The following is a 26094-nucleotide window of genomic DNA, read 5'->3' as shown; positions in this document are numbered from 1 at the left end:
AGAATTTAGATTTCAGATTGGTTGGAACCTAAAAATCTAAAGTCTTAGATCTAAAATTTCTTTTAAAACTATTCTTTAATGCATTGGGTGCAATCCATAAAAATCTTAATTAAACACATAGAAACATAGATTTTATTTGTTTGAAAAAAGAACATTAAAAAGAAACTCGTTTCTATCACATAGCTATGTTTGTTAATGCAAAGTGAAACGCCTTTTTTGATCTTTATAATTCTATGTTTCTATGTGTTAAAATAATTACACCCAAAAGCTTATTTCTTTATAAAACGTTTCACCGTTTTTTGACCGTCTTTTTCAAATACTATCAAATAAATTCCTCGTCGTAAATACGAAACATCTAAACTGTTATTATTGACTTTTCGCCCGGAAAACACAGTTCCTGTCTGAGAATCTACAATGCTTACATTTCCTCCGCTGACATCTGTAGTAATGTAAAGTGTATTTTCGACCGGACTTGGATATATGTTTAAAGCTGTTTCAACTGAATCTTCTTCAACTACCGGAGCCAAAGCCGTTTTAGCCGTTAAACCAGCTCCCACTTTTGTGATTTTTATCCAGTTGATATTCATTCCCGTATTCTGAATATAGATTCCAAAATTGTACGTTCCGGCATTTACATTTACCGTTTGAGATACGGTTTGCCAATTTTGCCATCCTCCTGTGTTTGGGATATCAACACTTCCTAAAACAATCGTTCCTCCGTTTAGATCAGATGATAATTTACCACCCGTTACGCCGCTTGCAACACGGTATTCTATTAAATAAGAACCAGTCGTTGGGAAATTAATACTGTTATAAGCCAACCAGTCACCGGTTTCGGTATAACCAACATTTGAACCTCCGCCCGTATCTGTAGTCGCTTCAACCTGAATGCCGCTCATGGCAGAATAATCTTCGGCCTGAATTAAAACAGAAGTTTGCGAAGTCGTTGCCGGAACCAATTTCCATTGTCCGCACGTTTGATTGTTATTGTCCCATTGTTGAACCACTGCGCCAGAAGCTGTACTTGCTCCTGCAACCTCAACGATTCGACCGCTATGTCTGGCTACAATTTTATAGAATCCATCACCTGTGGCAACTAATACAAACTGTTGATTAGTCGTGGCATTGTATGGATATTGCTCTACTTTCGCACCATTGGCTTTATTAAAATTGTTTACATCTAAAGACTGACCGCTATGATTGGCAATGATTTTGTACAATCCTTCGCCCAAATGCGTGAAGGTAAATTTCTGATTGCTACCTGAATTCAAAGCGCCCTGATTGATAGCTGCACCATTAGATAAATTTGCGTTCCAGACATCCATGTATAAATTGCTGTTTCTGTTTTGAAGATAAAAGGTTTGATTATTCAAAGTAGTCACTCCATTTGCCAGAATTCTAACCGAAGTTACTTTATCATTCCAGGTTGTATTCAAACAAGAATTATCAGAATTGATTACCGTTGAAGCTCCTGTAAAATTATCATCCTGATACAAAATAGCCTGAAAACCCTGAGCTACTTTAATCGAAGAAATATCATCGTTTAAAACTCCTAAAGTATTCAAACGCGCCAAATTATAATCTCCAATAGTCAATCCGCCCGAAAATCCGGTGTAATTACAATCTTTATAAACCGTAATAACATCTGTTGTAGCCGGAACCGATGGTGTTGATCCTGCATATCCTCCAAACGCTGCAATTACTTTAGTAGGTTGTGTTGTATGAAGAGATGGCGATTGATCAGCCACATCATCATAGGCAAATCCGTAAGCCAGATTATCTACACTTATTCCTGGTAAATGCCAGAATTTCGAATAATGATTGGTTGGATTCACCTGATAAAATTTTGATGCATCGTACCAATTTTGTTGTCCCGGATTTGGCGTTGTAACATTTACCACATGGCGGTTAATCGCCGCCGTTAATTGCGCCTGAACCACAAGATCCAAATCTCCGTCGACCAATCTTCTGTCCAGAACACCTTTTCCTTCAAGCGCTTCCTGAGTAGATGGTCGATATTGAACACGTCCTGTACGACCCACAAAACCTCCTGATTGCCCAACCATTTCCAGTTGTTCACCAATCACTCTTCCTTTGAAAACTCCGGCATCTCCGGCATAAAATATTAAATCTTCATTTTTATATTTGTTCCAAATGGCATCAATATAAGGTTTTAGATAATTGGCCTGAGCTCCTACAGAAGTTCCTCCGGTTCCATCTGCGAAAGCGGGAGTTTTTGATGGTGCCGTAATTTCGCCTGTTGCATCATTTACACAACCCTGAAATTCTGATGGAACATTGGCTTTGAAAGCCGCCACAATATCGGCGTGTTTTTTTAGTTCACCTACTCTTTTCTGATATCCATTGGCACCAAATAACTCTAATCCCATTGGGTATTTATACGAATCGACTCTCGATGGATTTCCAAAAAAACCATATTGATTATTCGTCAATTCGATAATTTCATACAAAATGCCCTGATTTGGGTCTGTAGCATTCAACGGATTTGGAGATGTATATCCTGACGGAGCGCCGCTTGCACCAAAAAAGTAGAAATACAATTGCTGCCCTTTGGCAATAAAAACCCTGCAGCCTGCAATTTGAGGAAGCGTAAAAGTCTTGTTTGGGATTTCGCTTAATTTGGTAAAACAATTGGCATATTTTGAATTTTGTCCCGGTCCGGTATTTCCGCCAATTGTAGGTCCTGTAACAGTATTGTAAGAAGCACTCATAGGCAAAACCTGACTTGTTTTGGCATTGACCCAAACGTGATTTCCGGTATTGTAATCGATACCTACAATGGCGACATACAATTCGTTATCATTAAATGTTGACGTATTACTTATCGTAAACGGAATTGGGCCCTGCCCGTACATAAAATTGCATAGCAATGCCAGAAGCAATGCGGTAAAAAACCTTTTTTGTAATTTAAAATTTCTCATTGGTTAAAATTGTTTGGGTTAATAAACTTGTTTTTAATTCATTAGTAAGAATGAGAAAATATTAAGCTATAACTCGTCGCATTTAATTCGGAAAATTTATTTAAACACATAGAAACATAGATTCTATGGATGAAAAAGTATACAAAAAAGAAATCCATTTCTTTCACATAGCTATCTATGCGCTTTTATATAAAGTGAAACGCCTTTTTCGCAAACAAAATCTATGTTTCTATGTGTTAAAAAGAATCATAACTACGAGTTTATTTATAAAAGTTGGGTGTAACTATTAAGGATCATTACACCCAACTGGGTTTTAGATTATTGCTTGATCAGTTTTTTAGACCAGCTTTTCTGATCTGATTTAAAGTTCAGAATGTAAATTCCTTTTCTAAGTTTACTTACATCAATGACATCTTCTTTAGCATCAGCATTCAGTTTTTTCTCTACCAGCAAGGTTCCTGAATCATCATAAATCGTTACGACTTTGTTGTCTAATTTTTCAGGTATTGCCAATTGAATAAAATTGCTTGCCGGATTAGGATATACCGCAAATGCTGTAGCTGTTACATCAGCTTCTTCAGTTACAACCGCAGCTTTTTTAGCTGTAAAGGCAGATCCGTAAGCTTCGATTTCGAATAGAGAATATCCGTACGGAGCCAAAGCTTTCGCCGTGCATAAAACTCTAATGTATCTTCCGGTTCCGCTTACAGTCAAATCATCAGTTCCGCCGTCGCTTGCCGTTTGTGTGTTTACAGTTTCATTTTCGGTAAAAACACTATCCGTCGAAATTTGCACTTTGTATTGGGTGGCAAAAGCAGCTTCCCATTTTAATACTACACGATTGATGTTGTAATTACTTCCTAAATCAACATAAATCCATTCGCTTGCATTGACAAAACTACTCGCCCATCTTGTTCCTGCGTCTCCGTCTGTGGCTTTCGCCGAAGAATAAGTGGCATTTTCTTCTGAAGAAGCTAAAGTTGTTTTGGCTAAAGCCAAATTGACATTGTTCGTTGGCGGCGTGATATTTCGAACAATAACATCGCTGAAAACTCCTGTTGCCAAAGTTCCGTTTGCATGAGAAGTCACTGCCATACCCACATAAATGGTGTTGGCCATGGCAATCGTTCTTGGCGTACCCAATGGTGTCCAGGTTGAACCATTATCTGACGTATAAGACGTAAATACATTTCCTGCTCTTGTTAAACGAAGCCATTTTGGAGTCGTTCCTGTAGCTGTCTGAGCTGTTGTGATTGCAGAAACAGCATCTCTGGATAAAAATTCTACTCCAGCTGCGGCCGTAATATCAGTCATAGCATGTTTAGAGGTTGGTGTCAAAGTTTCGCGGAACATTACTCCGGCTTTTGCATATGTATTGGTATTGGTTAACGAATTTACTTTCGCAATAATTTCAGCATCGCCCGTAATTGGTTGGTTTACAAATTGAAATTGATCGCTTGATTCCCAAATATCAGTTCCTGATCCTTTTATGGTGAAAGTTCCGCTGGCATGAGTGGCTTCTCCCGCTGGAGTTACAGCACCTAAATCTGAACTTACCCACGGCGCTGGTAAAGTTGCCGGAGGATTTTCTGTTCCCACTAAATTTACCGCTCTGATATTGTCAAAATAATACGTATTTCCTGAATTTGTTCCCGGTTCAAACAAAAACACAAAACGATTCACTTCAGTATCTAGTGTCGATGCATCCGGAGCGCTCGCATAAGTAAACGTAATGGTATGCCACGTATTGGTTTGTTTTACAACACCCTGATAAATACTATGTCTTCCCACAGGATAATTAGAAGGAACCGAAGCACTGCTTTCTGCCTGCCATGAAATCACAGATCCAACCGGCGCAGAGGTATAAACATCCATAGCAAATTTCTTGGTTCCGCTTTTGAAATCTCCAATATTATTTAAAGTAGTATTGAAAGAAAAGTTATCATACAATTCAGTCGATTTTCTAACATATTTTCCAACGTTAGAAGACGTATTGATTCCGCTTGCACTTGGATTTGGCGTGTTTGCCGTATAGGTTCCGATGGCATCTCTAAACGTGATATTGTGAACGGTTTGGTAATCTTCGTAAACGACTCCGGGCGTAAAAGTATCCGGTAATTTAGTAGAACCAATTCTGATATTATCAAAATAATAAGTATCGTTTGTAAAAGAACCTGAATTGACTAAAATCACCATTTGATTGACCGCCAGATTGGATGTTCCCGGATCCGGACTTGAATTGTAATAGAACGTTAGGGTTTCCCATTGATTCTGTTTGGTCGTGATCGCAACATAATTACTGTTTCTTCCTGTAGGGAAATTAGCCGGAAGCGATGTTGCGCTATTCTCTAAATTCAGACTAACCACTGTACCAATTGGCGCTGTAGTATAAACATCAATCATGATTTTATTGGTCTGACTTTTTAATAAACCTGCATCTTCGATATTACCTTGCGTATTAAAGAAAAGTACATCATATTGTTCGGTAATATTTCGAACATACTTCGCCACATTCGCAGACGAATTTACCGCATTTGCTCCGGGATTTGCTACAACAGAATATACTCCGGTTGTAGTTCCTTTAATTATCTTATTGATACCATCATAATTCTGAAGAACATCTGTAGCAATAATTGGTTTTTCCGGCGCTGCCCTTGTAAGCAAATTATCAAAATAATAAGTCGTGCCGGTATTCGAATTCGATTCAAAAAGAAACACTACATTATTGATCGATAACGCGCTTGTATTGGCGTCGATTACTTTTTCGAATTCAAATTCAATAGTTTCCCATTTGTTCTGAACTGTAGTTGTGGCTTTATAACCGCTGTGTCTTCCTGAAGGAAAATTCGTTGCCGTGGTTACTAAACTATTTTCGAGTTGCATCGAAATTTTTGTACCAACAGGTGCTGAAGTATAGATATCAAAAGAAAGCTTTTTTCTGCCATATACATAATCATTCGCATTGCTGATGGTTACATTTTTAATATTCATAACATCGTATAATTCAGATGCATTACGAACATATTTCCCCACCAAAGCCGAGGTATTGATTCCTGTAGCTGATGGATTTGCCACCGCTTCTGTCAAAACTCCTGTTTTAAGTCCGTAGACGATATTTCTATTCGATTGAAAATCTTCGTAGATTCTTTCTACTGGTAAAGGTACTTCTGTTATAACAGCCAATTTATAAGTATTACTGGCACATCCTGACACTGTAGTCGCTACAGAAACATCTCCGCCTGTAGTTCCCCAATTTACAGTAATTGTATTGGTACCTTGTCCTGAAGTAATGGATGCTCCCGCCGGAACGGTCCAATTATAAGTGGCTCCGGGAATCGCATTGATCGAATACGTTTTACCTGTTTCGTTATGGTATACTTTTGCATCGCCCAAAACGCCATACGTAAAACTACCGCTGTAAACACGAACATAATCTACTTGTAGTTTTGCCGGAAAGTCAGCCGGAATTGGCTCTACACCCGCTCCGTTTACACTTGTATAAGGTGTTCCGCCACTACCAACCGCCAGATTTAAAATAATATAAAACTGTTGGTCATTAAAAGGCCATCCGCCATTTACGGTCGTTTGTGGCGTGGCAGTATGAAATAAATTGCCATCAATAAACCATTTAATGATATTTGGTCCCCATTCTACCGCATAAACGTGAAATTCTGAAGATAAATCCGTTGGTGAAGAATAACTTCTTCCCGTATAATGATAGCCACCTGCGTCATAATGAAGCGTTCCGTCTACAGATTTTGGGTTTCTGTGTTTGGCTTCCATGATATCAATTTCGCCTGTAAAAGGCCAGTTTGATGTTCCGGCAGGTAACATCCAGAAAGCGGGCCATGCGCCCATTCCGTTAGATAATTTCATACGGGCTTCGATTCTTCCGTATTTGATGGCATATTTACCTTCTGTGGTAAGTTTTGCAGAAGAATACGGCTGTGACGGAAAGGCAGCATTCGGTTCGTATTTTGCCTGAATGTTCAAATAACTGTTTGTTCCTTCTTTGACAATTGTCGCCTGATTAGGATCATAACGCTGCGCTTCGGCATTTCCAAATCCGCAAAGCGATGGACAGCCGTTTCCGGAAATACTTTGCCATTTGGTCGCGTCTACGGTTGTTCCGTTAAATTCATCCGACCAAATTAAAGTGTTGCATTGTGAGTGAACTTTTAAGAGTGGAAATAATGCCAGAACGAGTAACATTAAACACCTTTTTAATACATTGTAATTACTTTTCGGTGGTCGGCCGAAAAAAGAGTCTTTTTGCTTCATTTGTTTTTAGGTTATTTGTTAGTAAAGATTATTAGCACAATAAATACCTGCTTGTAAAAACAGATTGTTATTGTAATAATAATGAGACAATATTAACGAATAAATCAGGCAAGACTTACATTTTACAATACGGTTTGACTACGGTGTTTGTAAAAAAATGTAATAATTAGCGTTCAAAAAGCGTAAAACTACTTAGGATTTTACTGATTTTAAAAAGTTCGTTATGTGTTAATTATAAACCGATAGAAGATGGATTTTAATTGTAGGAATATAAAAGAAAATGCAGTTTGCGTTTAGTTTGTCATTTCGACGGAGGAGACTCGAGCGATAGCGACTGGCGAAGCAAATCTTCGCAAGAAACTCCGTAACAAATCTAGCCAATCTTTGTAGAATTACTTACGGAGATCCCTCGTTCCTCGGGATGACAAGATTGCGGTTATGATTAGATTAATCTGGAACTTTTAGAATTAATACGTTATAAAATAAAACATCTGCGCACATCTGCTTAAATCTTTTTAAAATCTGCGTGGAAAATTTTAGCCACAGATTAAGTGATAAAAAAGATTAAAAAAATCTGTTCGATCTGTCAAATCTGCGAGAAAAAATAAACCCATTTAAAAATTCAAAATAAACTCCGTAATATTTGCTTCTGATGAAAGCTGTAATTTTTTACGAATGCGATATCGTGTATCTTCAACTCCTCGAACAGAAATTCCCAAAAGCGGTGCTATTTCTTTGGTATTAAAGTTCATTCGTAAATAAGCACACAATCGCATATCACGCGGAGTCAATTCAGGAAAACTTGTTTTCAATCGTTGCATGAAATTATCATGCAGCTGATTAAAAATCTCTTCAAACTCATTCCAGTGCTGATCTCCTTGTAATTCGTGATCAATGATTCGGTTGATTTTCTTTAATAAGCCAAAATTGGTATTAAAATCATTGTTTTTATCAATCTGACCAATAAGCTCTTTTATCGAAAGTAAAATTTCATTTAAATGAATCAAATTCACCGTATTCGAAGCTACTTTCGCATTTTTGAGATTAATCGTTGTTTCGAGATTCTCCTTCATAATCGCCATGTTTTCCTGTTCTAAAGCCAGTTTTTGTTCGTTTAATTCGGCGCGATTTCGGAGCAATTCCTTTTCCTGATTCAGGATTAATTGTTCACGTTCTCGTTCAGCCAGATTTTTTTGGTATTTGATAATCGTATAAATCAAAACACCAAACAATATTAAATACAAAATATAAGCCCAGGTTGTTCTGTACCAAGGCGGTAGAATTTCAAATTTAAAAACGGCTTCTTCGCTGACAACATCATAAATATTTTTTGCTCTTACGTGAAAAACATATTCGTTCTCCGGTAAATTGGTATATTCTTTTTCGGTCTGAAGATTCCAATCCGACCATTTGGGTTCAAAACCTTCTAGCCAATATTCGTATTTAGTTGCATCGGCCTCATCATAACAAAGCGATGCAAACGAAAAGTGCAAAGCGTTATTCGAATACGATAAAACAGGCGAAAATGTATTTGCCGATTCTATATTGGTTGGAAGTACATCATATCTGCTGGAAAACAACAAACTGTCTTTGGGGAAAATACATTTAACCTCAGAAATTATTGCTTTGTACTTCGACTGATATTTCTTGTTTTTGGTAGTGTTATAGTGAATCAATCCTTCTTGTGTTCCAAAAAACACATCTCGGTTTGCAGTAGTCTGAATATTCTCGAATCCCGGAATGTATAAATATCTCAGTTTTCGAAAAGGCAATTCTTCTACAGTAAAACCTCCGCCCGCTTTGTGCTCCATTTTTCCGGTATTCTCTCCAGAAATGTACCAGATATTGTTTTGAGGATCTTCTTTAAGCAAACGAATATGGCTATTCATTCCCAGATATTTCTTGAAGTTATTATCGGGAATCATTTTTTTTGAATGAGTATCTTGTTTGTAAACGCCTTTTGTGGTTCCAAAAAGAATCTGATTCTTAATTTTGAAATTATTCAAAAACAAACTCGACGGAAAACCATTTTTATCATTATAAAATTCAATGTTCGAAACAGCATCAAATGTTTTATTCAATCTCATTTTGAAGATGCCTTTGTAACCATGCGCAATCCAGATATTCTCATTTTGATCGGTTACAATTACCCTACTGCTTTCTTCAAAACCTTTTATTTTATGCTGATACACCCAGGAATTATTGATCTGTTTTAATAAATACAAGCCATTATAACCGCCCACAAGCAATAAATCAGGATGATTCGGAATAAGAACACCTTGCCAGGCGCCATCTGTTCTGGCTAACAATTGTGCCGAATTACCTTTGATCTCAAAAACTCCATTTTTCTCAAAAGCCAAAAGTGAGTTTCCAAAAATGCCAATATTCCAAACGTTTTCAGACATTCCTGATATATGCTGAAAGTGAACATTCTCATGCTGGCCATTTTTATACGCATTCCAATCCAGCCAAAAAACACCATTATCAGTAGCGATATACAATTTGTTTTGATAAATCTGACTGCAGTATATTTTGGTTTCTGAATTCGATGTATCGAGTATTTTTGACAACGGCGACGAAATCTGAATCATCGAAATACCATCTTTCAAAGTAACCCACAGATTGCCTTCCCTATCCATTTTAAGGTTGGTCACATAATCATTTTGCAAACCTGTCTGTTTATTAATATGCTGAATTAAATTTCCTTTGCTATTAATAACTATCAATCCGTTTTGACGTGTCCCGATTCCGAAATAGCCATCAGAAAGTAAAATCCCTGTCGAGATCTGATTCTGTTTCAATACATTATCCGCTTCGGTTACAAAAGGTTTTAACTGATTGTTTTTGTAAACCAACAAACCTTTCTTTTGTGTCAGGATGATCAAACCTTCATTGGTTTCAAAGATTTTCCTGATCTTCATTCCGATAAATTCTTTACTGTTCGGAATTTCAACTAAAGCATCATTTTCTAATTTCAGCAAACCTTTTACATTGTCGGAAACATAGATTTCTTTGCCAACTTCAAAAAATTCATCAAACTTGGCCTCACATCGTATTACTTTGATTTTGTTGTTTTTATAAATAAAAAGTTCTTCATTCGAGAAAAAAATTACTTCTTTATGGCGAATAACCGTATGCAATACATCACCAAAATTTTTGGCAGAATCCGGCAGCAACTTTACCAGAGAAGTGTATTTATATTGTCCGTTTGGTAACTGAACCGTATAACCAAATTCGCCCTGAGCACCAACATACATTTTATCCTTTTTATCGATCGCAAGAGAACGAACCATACTTTTATTTTCCGGCTGTGCCACAATGCTCCATCTCACGCCATCAAATTGCATAATACCAAAATGATTCGCAAAAAACATCATGCCTTTAGAATCCTGCAAAACATCCCAATTTTCAGATGCTGATTTATAGGTTTTAGGATTGTAATTGGTAATAAAAGGAACTCCAATTTTTTTAATTTGGGCATTAACAATTGGATACAAAAGGGATATCCATAGAACTAAAATTCTAAGTAAAAATTTTGTCATTTTTGTTTCGGTCTGTAGGTTAGTTCGTAGCTTTTTAAGAGCTACAGTCTCAAAACTACCCCTTTGGGAAAAGGCATTTTTAAGCAAAAAAGACATTCTTATTACTACTCTTAAAATTATAATTTGATAATTAAAAGCATCAAAAAAAATGAATCTTTATAATCAAATATATAAAAATTTATTTTAATGTAACAAATTACATTTTAATTAGAGGATTTGATAATGAAGAAATTGGAGAATGTGAGAATTAGAAAATGCTTAAAAGACGAAAGCTTTGTCAAAGTTTAAAACCAAGGCTGTAAGGGACTTTTTGAAAGCGCAATTTTAAAGTTGGTATGCGCATTTTCATCATTTCATAAATGAAAAAGTTACAACCTAATTTAATTTCTATCTTCAAATATAGCCCGTGGTTTCAACCACGGGAACACAATACGAGGAGCGATAATATTGCACCCCGTGGTTGAAACCACGGGCTATGTCTGACAAGTTTACAAGTAAAAAAAACTTGTCAAAGTTTAAGAACAAGTTCCTTACAACCTTGGTTTTAAACCTGAAACTTTTTAATACAAAAAAGCTAACTCTTCATAAGAATGAAAAAGCTCTGCGCCTTCTTTTTCTAAGTCTTCATTGTTATAACCATTGGCAAAACCGTAAACTTTGAATCCACCGCTAATTCCAGAGATTACTCCGGCTTTGCTGTCTTCGATTACGATGCAATCTTTTACTTCAAATCCCATTTCTTTTGCAGCGTGAAGAAAAATTTCGGGATCTGGTTTCCAGCTATTAATCTGGTACGAACTGAATATTTTATTTTCGAATTTATCCAGTAAACCTGCCACTTCAAGATTCAGTCTGATTTTATCAACCGGACCGCTTGAAGCTACACAATAAGGGATCTTTAATTTATTAAGAAATTCAATGATGCCTTCCATTGGTTTTACCTGCGTTTTAAAAGCTTCAAAACTTTTCTCACGATAATCTCCTTCAAAAGTATCGGGAAGTTTTTTGCCAATAGCATTCTCGATATACAGGAAACACTCTTTTAATTTACGACCGTTAAAATCGCGATACGCATCTTCCAGTTTCATCTTAAAACCATATTCTGCTGCCATTTCAAGCATGATTCCGTTACCAATTTTTTCAGTATCTACAAGAACTCCATCACAATCGAAAATAATACACTTAACTTCCATATTTTTTAATTTACATTTTTAATCCGTTGGGTGTAATTATTTTTAACACATAGAAACATAGAATTATTGAAATCAAAAAAGACGTTTCACTTGCATTAAAAAACATAGCTATGTGTTAGAAACGAGTTTCTTTTGATTTACTTTTTTCAAAATCATTAAATCTATGTTTCTATGTGTTTAATTAAATTTTTATCCATTACACCCAACGGTTACATTTTTAATTATTCGGCTTGACCGAAAATGTAAATTACAAAATTATTCCCGAAAGCAAGGCAAATTTTAGAGCGAAGAAGAAATTTTAGAGATTATCTGAACAATAAAATCAGCCTGTGCGGGATTTATTTTTTTTAAAGCATGTTCGGTTTGAAACCATTCGGCTCTGTCAACTTCCGGAAACAATTGTTGTTTTCCTGATTTTGGTGGCCATTCCATTTCGAATTCATTGCTTTTTACAAGCGTGGCATCAATGTCAAATTCTAACGCCCAGGCAAAAATGGTTTTACCTGATTTTAGTTTTACTGAGTCAAGTTCAATAAAATCGGTTTCTGATTCGCTTTCTAATTTAAAACCGGTTTCTTCATAAAACTCTCGTTTTGCAGCATCAAGCGGATTTTCATCCTCTGTAAATTCGCCTTTCGGAATCGACCAGCTTTCTAAATCTTTATTCTTCCAAAACGGACCACCAGGATGAACCAATAAAAAGAATATCGTTTTGTCAATAAATTTGTAGAGTAATATACCGGCGCTTTTTTTCATGGGGTTTTAAATTTATCATCTAAAGATAGTATTTAATTATTACGCTAATTACTTAATTTACTCACTTTGCTTTGGGCAATATTTTTTATTAAACACATAGAAACATAGATTTTATCTTTAGAAAAGACAATCAAAAGAAACCAGTTTCTCACACATAGTCCAGAAGCATCGGGATTATTCATGAAAGTGAAGCGCTTTTTTTGAGTTCAACAATCCTATGTGGCTATGTATTTAAATAGTTCCAACCAATAGATCAAATTAATTCTATTATCCAAATTCTGCACATATTTACCCCAATTCTGTATTTTTAATCAATTATCTATTTGTAATTTTATCATTCTTAAAATGTCACTTTACAAACATTAAAAAATAACCACTTTGAAAAAGCCTTTTTTATTTCTCGCAATTCTGGCAAGTAGTTTTGCCATTCATTCTCAAAACAAAATCATTACCGTTACCAATTCTCTTCCTATAGATCGTGAATTCGAAACCATTGAATTGACTAAAAAATCCCTTGGATTAGCAACTTCTGTTAAACTGGAAAATTATGCTGTAAAAGAAGCTGGTACAAATACTTTTTTGACTACACAATCGATCGATAATGATGGCGATGGAATAACAGATGTATTGTTATTTCAACCTAAAATAAAAGCTTCATCACAGCAAGATTTTGAAGTTTTGGTTGCCGAAAATCCATCAAAAGAAGCTACAATTAGCTGTTATTCGAGATTTGTTCCGGAACGAACAGATGATTATGCATGGGAAAATAATAAAGTCGCCTTTAGAACTTATGGTCCTGTGGCTCAAAAAATGGTCGAAGACAAAATTGCGGGCGGAACTTTAACCAGCGGAATTGATGCGTGGCTAAAAAGAGTCGATTACCCAATTATCAATAAATGGTACGAAAAAGCCACTAACGGAACCGGAACGTATCATAAAGATACTGGCGAAGGTTTGGATAATTTTCATGTAGGTGACAGTCGTGGTGTAGGTGGTATTGCCGTTAAGGTCGATGATAAATACTATTTTTCTAAGAATTTCACTAGTTGGAAAACCATCACAACCGGACCTATCAGAACAAGTTTTATCCTGACTTATGCCGATTGGGATGCAAAAGGCAACAAAATAACCGAGTCAAAATTAATCAGCCTTGATTACGGAAGTTACCTTTCTCGTTTTGAAATCAATATTACCGGAACAAAATCTATTGCAGCCGGATTAACGCTGCATGATAAAAAAGGAACAATTGGAACCAATATAAAAGAAGGCTGGTTAAGCCACTGGGAACCAATCGACGATTCTGAAATTGGAACCGGAATTGTAGCTCCAAAAAATACTTTAACGAGTTTTGATAATCATATTACCGAAGATAAAGATTTAAGTAATTTATACGGAAATATTGAGGTAAAGAACAATAAAGCGATCTATTATGTTGGTTTTGGATGGAAAAAAGGAAGCCCGTTTCAAACTCAAAAACAATGGGAAACATATTTGAGTTCGTTTGCTAAAAAGACCAATAACCCGCTGGTTGTTAAGGTGAAGAAATAGTTTTTTATGGCCCGCGGATTTGACGGGTTTCAACTGGTTTTCGCGGATTTTTTTTCGCAATCTTGTCATCCTGACGCAGGAAGGATCACACCAGAAGCTCGACAAAGATTGCGGCATCACTTTACGGATTTCCTAGTGTGATCCTTCGTTCCTCAGGAAGACAAGCTTGCGTTGAACAATCAGCACGCAACATAATCCCAAAGTATTTGTCATCCTGGCGCAGGAAGGATCACACAAGAAGCTCGACAAAGAAACTCGACAAAGATTGTGGCATTACTTTACGGAGTTGCTAGTGTGATCCTTCATTCCTCAGGAAGACAAGCTTGCGTTGAACAATCAGCACGCAACATAACCCCAAAGTCTTTGTCATCCTGACGCAGGAAGGATCACACCAGAAGCTCGACAAAGATTGCGGCATCACTTTACGGAGTTCTTAGACTGATCCTTCGTTCCTCAGGAAGAAAAGCTTGCGTTGAACAATCAGCACGCAACATAACCCCAAAGTATTTGTCATCCTGACGCAGGAAGGATCACACAAGAAGCTCGACAAAGAAGCTCGACAAAGATTGTGGCATCACTTTACGGAGTTCCTAGTGTGATCCTTCCTCCGTCAGGATGACAAGATTGCGAATAAAAAAATAAAAAATCCGCGAAAACCAGTTAAAACCCGCTAAACCCGTGGGCCAAAACTCTACGATTTCCTCGCAGGAAAATAATTCTCTTTCAGAATAATTTCCAACGGAATATAATGTGTATTCTCTACAATTTCCTGCAGGACCAGTTTTTTATACAAGTGATTAATTCCCATATACCCCTGTTCTTCGGGTCTTTGGTTGATTAAAAAATCGATTACGCCTTTATTTAAATATTCGATATTATCTTTTAATAAATCGTAACCAATAATTCTCACGCCTTTTATATGGTTTTGTTCTAAAAATCTTGCGACAATATAAGCTCTTGAATTAGGTACAAAAACACTATTGATACCGGAAAACATTTCCATATTCAATTGATCAATTCCGGAATCTTTGATGGTAATTTCAGAAAATTTAAAATTCCTGAGTTCATCATGATCTTTAAAAAACGAATAAAAACCATCGATGCGTTGCAAATAAACCGATGTACTTTCGATCTCTCTGGTGATTTTAAAAATCAGAATTTGTCTTTCATTTTTTACTGCAAAACTGATTAATCTTCCGGCAAGATATCCACTCTGAAAAGCGTCTTGTCCAACATAAGCATGTTCGTCATTATTCGAAATATTCGAATCGATCATGACGACCGGAATATTTTTCTTTTCATATTCTGCTAAAAAACGTACCGATTCTTCATAAAAAATAGGCGCAAATAAGAGTCCGTCGCAATCAAATTCCAGCACTTTTTTAACGGCTTCTTTAAACGAAGCTGCATTAAAATCATAAAAGAAATAATCCAGTACAATACCGAATTTACTAAACTCAATAGCAGCTTTTTCTATTCCTGTAATTTGGCTTTTCCAATATTCCAGATTTTCGTATTGAGGTAAAAATACTGCAAAATGAAACTTTTTATTCAAGGCCAGATTACTCGCCAGAATATTACGTTTGTAGCCATATTGCTCAATAATAGCATTTACTTTATCTACATTTTCCTGAGCAACCTGCCCACGATTGTGTATAATTCTATCAACAGTTCCAGGGGAAACGTTGGCTAATTCGGCAATTTTTTTTATCGTTATGATATTGATGAGTTTTAAGTTAAATGATGCTTTACATCATTCGAAATTATTATTTTTTTATTGAATATAAGTTGTTTTACTTAACTTTTTATATACATTTGTAAAAGCCCGTGTGCGTACACGCAAATATACACATGTGTTTGAAAAAAACATTATATTAGAGAAAAATATTTGCATTTGATTATCGCTCTTACAGGATTCAGAAAAATTTTCATGACAAAAGACAGTGTAAATAACTAATATTGATATATAAACATTTAGTATTTATAAACCAGTATTTTAAGTAAAACAATATAAAGTAATTATTTAACTAAAAAGTAGCATTGATAATTATTTAATGCTCAAATAGAAAACATAAAAACCAAATAAAATGATTGTAGATTCATTACAAAACGCTGCAAAATATTTCAGCCTTCATCCTAAATTCAAAGAAGCATTTGATTACGTAAATCAAAATGACATTAACAAACTCGAAGAAGGCGCATTTGAAATTGCCGAAGGATTAAAAGTTATCGTAATTGTTGGCGAAGGCGCAACCAAAGAAGAAAGTATAAAAGGTTTTGAATGTCATGACCAAAATATCGACATCCAGATTTCGATAAAAGGTCCTGAAACTTTTGCATGGAAACCAAGAGAAAAATGCGTGAGTCCAAACGGGGAATACAGCGACGAAAGAGATGTTCGTTTCTTTCACGACAAACCGGATATGTTTTTTGAATTGCAGGAAAAACAATTTGCGATTTTGTTTCCCACAGATGTTCACGCGGCTATGATTGGCGAAGGAACAATTAAAAAAATCGTCATTAAAGTTAAAATTTAAAACTGATGAGCACCATTCAAAAAACCATCGATGTTATTGCTGAGCAAGGTATTCTTCCGCTTTATTTTACAACCGATGAAACCATTAGTGTCGAAATTTTAAGAACGCTTTACAAGGCAGGAATCAGAGCCGTAGAATATACCAACAGAGGTCCTGAAGCGCTATCGAATTTCAAAAAAATGGTTGCGGTTCGAAATGCCGAATTGCGTGAAATGTTATTAGGTATCGGAACAATTAAAAACCTCGAACAAGCTAAAGACTTCAACGATGCAAAAGCCGACTTTTTTATTAGTCCGGGTTTTGTTCCTGAAGTGGCTGATTTCTTAAAAGATCAGGAAGTATTATACGCTCCGGGTTGTATGACGCCAACAGAAATTATAGCAGCCGAAAATGCCGGAATAAAACTCGTAAAGCTTTTTCCCGGAAACATTTTAGGAACAGAATTTTTAAGCAGCATAAAAGATGTTTTTCCATCATTGGTTTTCATGACTACCGGCGGTGTCGAACCTACTCATGCCAGTATTGAAAGCTGGTTTTCGGCCGGAGCTTCTGCGGTTGGTTTAGGAAGCAAACTCATCAGCAAAAAACGTATAGAAGAACAGGATTACGATATAATTGAAAACGAAACCAAAAAAATGCTGGAGATAGTAGCAACAATAAGAAGATAACTAATACCTAAAAAATATTTAGCACATAGAAACATCACTTTTAAAACTGAAGAATGTTCTTTAAGAAAACTAGTTTTCTCCTATAGTCTATGATTATTAATGCAAAGTGAAACGACTTCAAACGTTCCAAAAAAACTATGTTTCTATGTGTTTAAAAAACATTACCTATAAATTTAAAATTTAATATGGATTCAATATTTAATCTAAAAGGAAAAATTGCATTAATTACCGGAGGTGCCGGAGTTTTGGGAAGCAATTTTGCAAGCGTTTTGGCTCAACAAGGCGTTATTGTTGGAATCGTTTCTCAATCGATTGAAAAGGCTAATAAAGCTGTACAAAACATAGAAAGCAACGGCGGAAAAGCTTTTGCTGTTCAGGCCAATGTTTTAAACAAAGAAGAATTAGAAAAAGCCAGAGATTTTATTGTAGAAAAATACGGTCGTCTTGACATTTTAATTAATGCTGCAGGCGGAAATATGCCCGGAGCAACTATCAGCCCGGATCAGGCGATATTTGATATGAAAGTCGATGATTTACAAAAAGTTGTCGATCTTAATATTATTGGTACGATGTTGCCATCGCAAGTATTTTCGGAACTTTTTGCGCAACAAAAATCAGGAAATATCATTAATATATCATCGGCATCGGCACAAAGACCTTTAACGAGAGTTGTGGGATATTCGGCTTCAAAAGCGGCAATTGACAATTTTACGCAATGGATGGCAGTTGAGTTAGCTCAAAAATATGGTGAAGGAATTCGTGTAAATGCGATTTCTCCGGGATTTTTTATAGGAGAACAAAACAAGGCTTTATTACTTACTCCTGAAGGAAAACTAACACCAAGAGGTGAAAAAATTATCGAACATACGCCAATGGGAAGATTTGGAACTCCGGAAGATATCGACGGAGCACTTTTATTTTTATGCAGCGATATGTCAAAATTTGTAACAGGAACGATTTTAAAAGTCGATGGCGGATTTGCTGCGACGAGCATTTAAAATGATTAAAAAAAGAACACCAATTTCACAAATTAGCACAGATTGGTTTGTGAAAATTAATTTTAAAAATTAATCGAAAGATAAAATTAGTGTCAATTCGTGAAATTCGTGTTTAAAAATGAATATATAAAAGGTTTTACAACAATCATCATCAATTAAATATAAAAAAAATGGAACAAACGTTAAGATGGTTCGGACCAAACGATCCCGTTTCTTTACAAGATATTAAACAAACCGGAGCTACCGGAATTGTGACCGCATTACACCATATTCCGAATGGGCAGGTTTGGGATATTGAAGAAATTATCAAACGAAAAGTTGAAATTGAACACGAAAACGGTGATCCTAAAAAAGGTGCTTCGGGTTTAATTTGGTCGGTTGTAGAGAGTATTCCGGTTCATGAAGACATTAAAAAACAGACCGGAAATTATCTTCAATACATTGAAAATTATAAAGAAAGCATTAGAAATCTGGCTTTATGCGGAATAAAATGCATTTGCTACAATTTTATGCCGGTTTTAGACTGGTCGAGAACGGATCTGGCTTATGAAACTGCCGACGGATCTAAAGCTTTACGATTTGATATTAATGCTTTTGCTGCTTTTGAATTGTACATTCTGAAAAGACCCGGAGCAGAAAATGAATATTCGGCAGCGCAAATCGAAAAAGCAAAAAGTTATTTTGAAGCCATGACTGCTGCTGATAAAGTAAAATTACAGCAAAATATTCTGGCAGGACTTCCGGGTGCTGAAGAGGCATATTCTGTAGAAGATTTTCTGATTACTTTAAGTGGATACAATCATATTGACAGAAAGGCTTTGAAGGAGAATTTATTCTTCTTTTTAAAAGAAATTATTCCGGTTGCTGAAAGTAAAGGTGTATTGATGGCAATTCATCCTGACGATCCTCCCTACCCGATTTTAGGATTGCCAAGAGTAGTAAGTACGGAGGAAGATTTGATTGAATTGATGAATGCTGCTCCTTCAAAATCAAACGGATTCACGATGTGTACGGGTTCTTACGGCGTGAGAGCTGATAATGATTTACCGGGAATCGTAAGACGTCACGGCGATAAAATGAATTTTATTCACTTAAGAAGCACGGAAAGAGATGCCGAAGGAAGCTTTTACGAAGCTAATCATCTTGAAGGTGATGTTGATATGTACGAAGTGGTAAAAGCGATTATTGAAGTTGAAAAAAGAAATAACAGCCAATTGCCAATGCGTCCCGATCACGGACACCAAATGCTGGATGATTTGAATAAAAAGACGAATCCCGGATATTCGGCGATTGGGCGTTTGAGAGGTCTGGCTGAATTGCGAGGACTTGAAATGGGAATTAAGAAGTCACTTTAAAAGTTACCGTAAAGTTGCTTTTCTTGCCACGAAGGCGCTAAGACACGAAGTTTTTAAGTATTATTTGTCATCCTGAGGAACGAAGGATCACACGCGAAACTCGACAAAGATTGACGAATTACTTTGCAGAAATACTATACGGAATTACTTGTGTGATCCTTCGTTCCTCAGGATGACATAAAATGAGAACAAAAAAATGGCGTCTTTGCGCTTTCGTGGCAAACCACTAACTAACCAAATAACCACAACCATGAATACCCAAACCATCCTCATTTGTTGCAGCCTTTTTGTAAATAGTGTTGTCATGGCGCAGCAAACGCCCAAAATACTTACGGATTCGAAAGCCAACTATTTACCTGATTTTAGTTATGCCGGTTATCATTTCGGCGAAAGCCAAATTCCGGAAGTTCAGGGAAAAATTATCAATGCTACAGATTATGGCGTAAAAGCGAATGACGCTCTAGATGATTCTAAAGCTTTACTAAAAGCTGTAAAAGCTGCAAGTGCTTTTGAGGGAAATGTGATTCTGCAATTGCCTGCCGGACGCATTATTCTGAGCGAAATTGTATATATCGAAAGGAGCAATTTTGTACTTCGTGGCGCAGGTTCTGGTGAAAATGGAACTGAAATTTATTGCCCGAGACCGATGATGTATCTCAAAGATTCGGAGTCTTTGGCTGAACTTCGCGAATATCTAACTACACTTGATAAAAGACAACGCGAACCTGAAAATAATGTCGATTTGCCTTTCTCACAATATGCCTGGTCGGGTGGATTTATCTGGACGCAAATTCCGGGTGAACGTGTAAAATCGTATTTGGATAAATACGAACCTACTCCAAATCCGTTAGCTAAAGTAAGTTCGGGAAATATGGGTGAACATACAATCAATGTTTCGGATGTAAAAGGTTTAAAAGTGGGCGATATTGTCGAATTGCAATTGTTTAATAAAGACGGCGAAAATGGCGAAATCATCAAAGATTTATATAAAGGTGCGAATGTAAAACCGGGTTCTCATCATTGGAAATTCCCGAAACTTCCAATCGTACGACAGCAAGTTGAAATCACCAAAATTTCAAACTCTAAAATTACAATCAAAACGCCTTTGACAATTGCTATAAAACCCAGTTATCAGGCGCAATTGGTCGAATGGAAACATTTAGAAGAAGTCGGGATTGAGCATCTTCGTTTTACTTTTCCGGATATTCCGAGAGTCGCGCATCATGTTGAACCCGGAAATAATGCGATATTTTTGACACGCGTTTTTAATAGTTGGGTAAAAGATGTTACGATTACGAATGCTGACAGCGGAATTTTAGGCGAGGAAATCTCAAACATTACCATTCAGGATATCGTTACCGATGGTCCTCATATGTCGCATTATACGGTGACTTTGGGCGGGGTTCATAATGTTTTGGTCAGGAATCTTAAGATCTATAACAAAGCTGTTCATCCGTTAAGTTTCAACACTTTTGCGACTAAAAACGTGTATCAGGATTGCGAGATTTTTGCCGATGCTCTTTTAGATCAGCATTCGGGAGCGAATCATCAAAACTTATTCGATCATATTACCGTACATATAACACCGGATAAAAACAACAGTTATTACTTGTTTGGCGGCGGTGGCGCAGATTACTGGAAACCTTCACATGGGCCATTTAGTACTTTTTGGAATCTGAATGTTCTGGTCGAGAAACCAGCTGAAATCACAAAACCAGTTTTGCTTTACGGCATGAAAGACGGGCCTTTTGCAAGAATCATAGGTGTGAATGGCAACGCCAAATTTGAAGTAAAATATGAACCTGACGCTTATATTGAATTTTTGAATACGCCGATGGACAAAGTTCCTTCTCTTTATAATTATCAATTAAAAAGGAGATTAAAGAAATAATATTTAAACACATAGAAACATAGCTTTTTGGAACGTAAAAAGGCGTTTTACTTTACATTAAAAAACATAGTACTTAAGGTTTAGCTATGTGTAAAAACTAGTTTTTTGAATCACCTTATTTGACAAAGAAAATCTATGTTTCTATGTGTTTAAAAAAATGCACCAGATAGCCATCGGATAAAAAATTAATCCTTAGTATAAAAAACTTTCTCCCTTTGTTCTTTTGAACCTAAAAAAAAATGCTATGAAATACAAAATAGCCTTTCTTGTAACAATGCTTATTTCCGGGAATGTATTTTCCCAAAATAAATACCGCCTTAAAAATATCTCTACTACCGATGGACTTTCGCAGAGTTCTGTCATTGCCATACATCAGGATAAATTTGGGCAAATGTGGTTTGGTACACGTGACGGACTGAATAAATATGACGGAAGTAAATTCACTGTTTTCAGGAATGATGTTTCCAGTAAAAATTCGATCAGCAACAACGATATTTTATCTATCGAAGAAGATAATACCGGAAAAATTTGGGTAGGAACTTACAACGGGCTTAATTGTTATGATCCTGTTACCAATGCTTTTACACGATATTTGCATACAAAAAACAATCATACTATTAGCAGTAATGCTATTTGGTCGATTAGAGAAATTGGCGATGAAATGTGGTTTGGTACTTCGAAAGGATTGACGATTTACAATAAAAAATCAAAACTCTTTGCTTCTTTTTTTCATTCTGAAACAGATCCTACGACAGTTCCCAGCAACAATATTATTACGATTTTAAAATCGAAAAGAGGAGAAATCTGGATTGGTACAACAAAAGGTTTGTGCAAACTTGTAAACAGAAAAAACGGCAAATTATCCTTTAAAAATTATCCTTTAAACAATACAGATCTTCTCAATGTTCAGGCAATTGCCGAAGATGTTTCGGGTAATTTATGGGTGGGAACAAAAAACAAAGGACTTCTTAAATTTGATAAAACATCCAATGCTTTTGTTTCTTTTTTACCTGAAGATAAATACCGCGAAATCAATACTGATATTCGTTCTCTGGCCTTTGATAACCAAGGTTCTCTATGGATTGGCGCGTATGACGGAATCTATATTTTAGGAAAGGACAAAAACATTCAAAAAATAAACAGCAGCAATAACAGCAACGGAATCGATAAGGTAAAATCGATTTACATGGATCGAAAAGGTTCTGTCTGGATTGGCTGTTATTACAAAGGCGTGAATATTTGGGATATTTCGAATGTGAATTTTTCTAATTATAATCAGAATTCGAAAAAGATTCCGATGAGTTTTGATGTTGTGAGTTCGATTATTGCCGATAAAAACCAGAATATCTATTTTGGAACTGAAGGCGGCGGAATCACGATTTACAATAAAAATACCGAAGCTACGAGTTACATCAACAGTAAAAGCGGGCAAAATATCAAAAACGATATTAAATCGATGTGTTTGTCTGGTGATATTTTATGGATCGGCACGTATTCAAAAGGATTATCAGCTTACAATGTTATTTCCAAAAGAATGGAAGACCATCGAATTGCCGATGATCTTACTGTTTTATTGAAAGAATCCGGTGTTTATTCGATCAAGGCAGAAGGAAACGACATCATCTGGATTGGTACTTTTGGTAAAGGTTTGATTCGTTACAATACGGTTTCTAAAACTTTTGAAACAATCGGAAACGATAATACAAAAGCCAATTATCTGACCAATAATATTGTTCGTACTATTTTAGTCGATCAAAAAAAAGGCGCTTGGGTGGGTACTCAAAACGGTTTAAATTATATTCCGCTGAACAATTTTACGCCTAATAAATATTCTATTCAACATTACTTTTTCGATTCGGCTTCTTTATCCGGCGATGATATTCTGACTTTGTTTCAGGACAGCCAAAAGAAAATTTGGGTAGGAACAAAAGCAAAAGGTTTGCATTATTTTGATGGAAAGAAATTCAATAAAATCAATTTAAGAATCGGAAATACGGTTATCACTTCGATACATTCTATTCTTGAAGACGATGATAAAAACTTATGGATTAGTACCAATCAGGGCATTATAAAATACAGCGCAACGCTGAAAACGGTTGTTATTTATGATCAAAAAGATGGATTGGCGAGTAATGAATTTAATGATAATTCGGCTTTAAAACTCGATTCGAATCAATTTTATTTCGGAAGTCCTTCTGGCGCGACGTATTTTGATGCCAAGAAAATCTCCCTAAACACTTATGCCCCACAAGTTTTAATTACCAATCTCAAAATCAAAAACGAAAGCATTCATCCTAACGATTCGGTTGGTATTTTAGAAAAAAGCATTGGTTATACCAAAACCATTACACTTGATTATGATAAAGCCAATTTCTCGATAGATTTTGCGATCCCAAATTACATTCGATCCAAAAACAATCAATACAGTTATCGTTTGGTTGGGTTAGAAAACAACTGGACTACCACCAAAAGTACCGAAGCTATTTTTGCGATTCAGAATCCAGGAACTTATACTTTTGAAGTTCGCGGTTCTAATAATGACGGCGTTTGGAATAAAGTTCCCACTACCCTAACCGTGATCGTAAAACCTGCTCCGTGGCGCAGTATCTGGGCATTTTTATTGTACGGAATCGTAATTGGTCTGGGATTATACGGTTTGATCTGGATCATGAAATCGAAAGCAAGACTGAAACAAAAACTGGAACTGGAATATCTGGAAACCAAGCGAATTGAAGAAAACAATATCGCCAAACTGGATTTCTTTACCAATATTTCGCATGAATTCAGAACGCCATTGACCTTGATTTTAGGGCCATTACAGCAAATTCTGGCCAATTATAACGGTACAAACGAAATGTACAAAAAACTATTGGTGATTGAAGGAAGTGCCAATCATCTTTTGAGTTTAATTAATCGTTTAATGGATTTCAGAAAACTCGAAAACCATCAGGTTACGCTTGAATCTGCCGAAGGAAATATTGTAAAATTTACCAGAGAAATCTTTTTATCTTTTATCGAATATGCCAAAGACGGCGGTTATACTTATACTTTCGAATCATCGCAAGAAGAAATTCTCGTATATTTTGATCGTTATAAACTGGAACGTGTTTTTTATAATTTGATTTCGAATGCGTTTCGATATACTCCAAAAGGTGGAAATATTCACCTGAAAATTTCACACGACAACGAAAATCTTTTTATCGCCATAGAAGATTCAGGAGTGGGAATTGCGCCTGAACATATTGATAAAATTTTTGATTTGTTTTTTGAAGTTCCGATGCACAACAACGTTCAGAAAAACTATAATAAAGGAACCGGAATTGGGCTTTCGATTGTAAAAAACATTGTAAAACTGCATAAAGGAGATATCGAGGTAACGAATAAAGAAACTCAGGGTGTGGTTTTTAAAGTTACGCTTCCGTTAGGCAGAACGCATCTTTTAGACAACGAAATTATTACCGATTTTAGAATTAGTGATGACATCGATCAATACACCGCACAATTAGAAAAAGCCGAAATAACAGAGCCGGAAGATATTGATGACTTTGTAGTAAACGATGAAAAACAAACCATCCTGATTGTCGAAGATCACAAGGTTTTACGTTCGTTTATGAAAAATTTACTCAAGGAAGATTATAATATTATTGAAGCCGAAAACGGAAAAGTAGCTTTTGAAAAAGCATTGCAGCACGTTCCTAATTTGATTATCAGCGATGTTATTATGCCCGAAATGGTAGGAACTGAACTTTGTTCGAAAATCAAAGAAAATCTAAAAACAAGTCATATTCCGGTTATTCTACTGACTTCACGAACTTCATTAGTGTATAAATTTGAAGGATTAGAAAGTGGCGCCGATGATTATATCAGTAAACCTTTCAATTTAATTGAATTTAAACTTAGAGTTAAAAACCTGCTGAATTCGACTGAACGATTGAAAAACAAATTCTCCAGCGATGATAATTTCATTCCGTCAGAAATAACGGTTTCTTCTTTAGATGAAGATTTATTGAAAAAAGCTTTCAAAATTGTCGAGGAAAACATTTCGAACGAACAATTCGATATTCCGTTTTTCTGTACAGAATTGGGTGTAAGCCGTACGATGTTGTTTCTAAAAATAAAAGCCTGGACGAATTTTACGCCAAACGAATTCATTCATGAAATACGATTAAAACGCGCCGCTCAATTATTAGAACAAAACAAATTAAACGTTTCCGAAATTAGTTATAAAGTCGGCTTCAACAATCCAAAATACTTTAGTAAATGTTTCCAGAAAAAGTATGGGGAAACGCCAACTCAGTTTGCTGACAAGTTTTTTAAATCCTCAGAAGTTTTTTAGGGAATTCATTGTTTTTAAAGGGTTAAAAAAGGGTATCTGTATTTTTA

13 protein-coding genes are annotated in these 26094 nt (G+C 35.9%); 7 read left to right on the top strand and 6 right to left on the bottom strand.

Translation table 11 applies throughout. The features are described 5' to 3' along the window. Positions 1–269: 269 nt before the first annotated feature. The 5 genes from ACIDC4_RS18000 to ACIDC4_RS17980 all read right to left on the bottom strand — a co-directional run bounded on the left by ACIDC4_RS18000 (position 270) and on the right by ACIDC4_RS17980 (position 12714). The gene (locus ACIDC4_RS18000) at positions 270–2942 is read right to left on the bottom strand and encodes a beta-1,3-glucanase family protein (protein WP_412043637.1); all 2673 of its coding nucleotides are present in this window, start codon (positions 2940–2942) and stop codon (positions 270–272) included. Between the two features lie 318 nt (positions 2943–3260). Then, positions 3261–7154, bottom strand: coding sequence for a family 16 glycosylhydrolase (locus tag ACIDC4_RS17995; protein WP_412043636.1), 3894 nt, complete (start codon positions 7152–7154; stop codon positions 3261–3263). 683 nt (positions 7155–7837) lie between these two features. Then, positions 7838–10765: a triple tyrosine motif-containing protein gene (locus tag ACIDC4_RS17990; protein WP_412043635.1), complete on the bottom strand. Its 2928-nt coding sequence runs from the start codon at positions 10763–10765 to the stop codon at positions 7838–7840. Between the two features lie 560 nt (positions 10766–11325). Continuing rightward, a complete protein-coding gene (locus ACIDC4_RS17985; RefSeq protein ID WP_412043634.1) occupies positions 11326–11958 on the bottom strand; it encodes an HAD family hydrolase in 633 nt (210 codons plus the stop codon). 279 nt (positions 11959–12237) lie between these two features. Continuing rightward, complete coding sequence (locus ACIDC4_RS17980; protein ID WP_412043633.1) at positions 12238–12714, bottom strand: NUDIX hydrolase; 477 nt, start codon at positions 12712–12714, stop codon at positions 12238–12240. A gap of 378 nt (positions 12715–13092) precedes the next feature. Here ACIDC4_RS17980 and ACIDC4_RS17975 point away from each other — a divergent pair, with 378 nt between their 5' ends. Further along, the gene (locus ACIDC4_RS17975; protein WP_412043632.1) at positions 13093–14262 is read left to right on the top strand and encodes a BT3233 family polysaccharide utilization protein; all 1170 of its coding nucleotides are present in this window, start codon (positions 13093–13095) and stop codon (positions 14260–14262) included. A 691-nt stretch (positions 14263–14953) separates the two neighbouring features. Here ACIDC4_RS17975 and ACIDC4_RS17970 read toward each other — a convergent pair. Then, positions 14954–15964 carry a LacI family DNA-binding transcriptional regulator gene (locus ACIDC4_RS17970; RefSeq protein WP_412043644.1) on the bottom strand — a complete coding sequence of 337 codons (1011 nt, stop codon included), beginning with the start codon at positions 15962–15964 and terminating at the stop codon, positions 14954–14956. Positions 15965–16349: 385 nt separating this feature from the next. Between ACIDC4_RS17970 and ACIDC4_RS17965 the strand changes: the two genes are divergently transcribed. From ACIDC4_RS17965 to ACIDC4_RS17940, 6 genes are all read left to right on the top strand, one after another. Next, positions 16350–16799, top strand: coding sequence for a NanQ anomerase/TabA/YiaL family protein (locus ACIDC4_RS17965; protein WP_412043631.1), 450 nt, complete (start codon positions 16350–16352; stop codon positions 16797–16799). Positions 16800–16804: 5 nt separating this feature from the next. Next, positions 16805–17467 carry a bifunctional 4-hydroxy-2-oxoglutarate aldolase/2-dehydro-3-deoxy-phosphogluconate aldolase gene (locus ACIDC4_RS17960; protein WP_412043630.1) on the top strand — a complete coding sequence of 221 codons (663 nt, stop codon included), beginning with the start codon at positions 16805–16807 and terminating at the stop codon, positions 17465–17467. 185 nt (positions 17468–17652) lie between these two features. Then, positions 17653–18465, top strand: a complete 813-nt coding sequence (locus ACIDC4_RS17955) for an SDR family oxidoreductase (protein ID WP_412043629.1) — start codon at positions 17653–17655, stop codon at positions 18463–18465. 170 nt (positions 18466–18635) lie between these two features. Beyond that, entirely contained in the window at positions 18636–19820 is a 1185-nt protein-coding gene (gene uxuA, locus ACIDC4_RS17950) for a mannonate dehydratase (RefSeq protein ID WP_412043628.1), read from the top strand. A 250-nt stretch (positions 19821–20070) separates the two neighbouring features. Next, complete coding sequence (locus ACIDC4_RS17945) at positions 20071–21711, top strand: hypothetical protein (RefSeq protein ID WP_412043627.1); 1641 nt, start codon at positions 20071–20073, stop codon at positions 21709–21711. 244 nt (positions 21712–21955) lie between these two features. Further along, positions 21956–26047 carry a two-component regulator propeller domain-containing protein gene (locus ACIDC4_RS17940; protein ID WP_412043626.1) on the top strand — a complete coding sequence of 1364 codons (4092 nt, stop codon included), beginning with the start codon at positions 21956–21958 and terminating at the stop codon, positions 26045–26047. The last annotated feature ends 47 nt before the right edge of the window (positions 26048–26094 follow it).

It is taken from the genome of Flavobacterium sp. C3NV, from assembly GCF_046825355.2.
Taxonomy (GTDB): Bacteria; Bacteroidota; Bacteroidia; order Flavobacteriales; family Flavobacteriaceae; genus Flavobacterium.
This window is presented reverse-complemented; position numbering and strand designations above follow the sequence as displayed.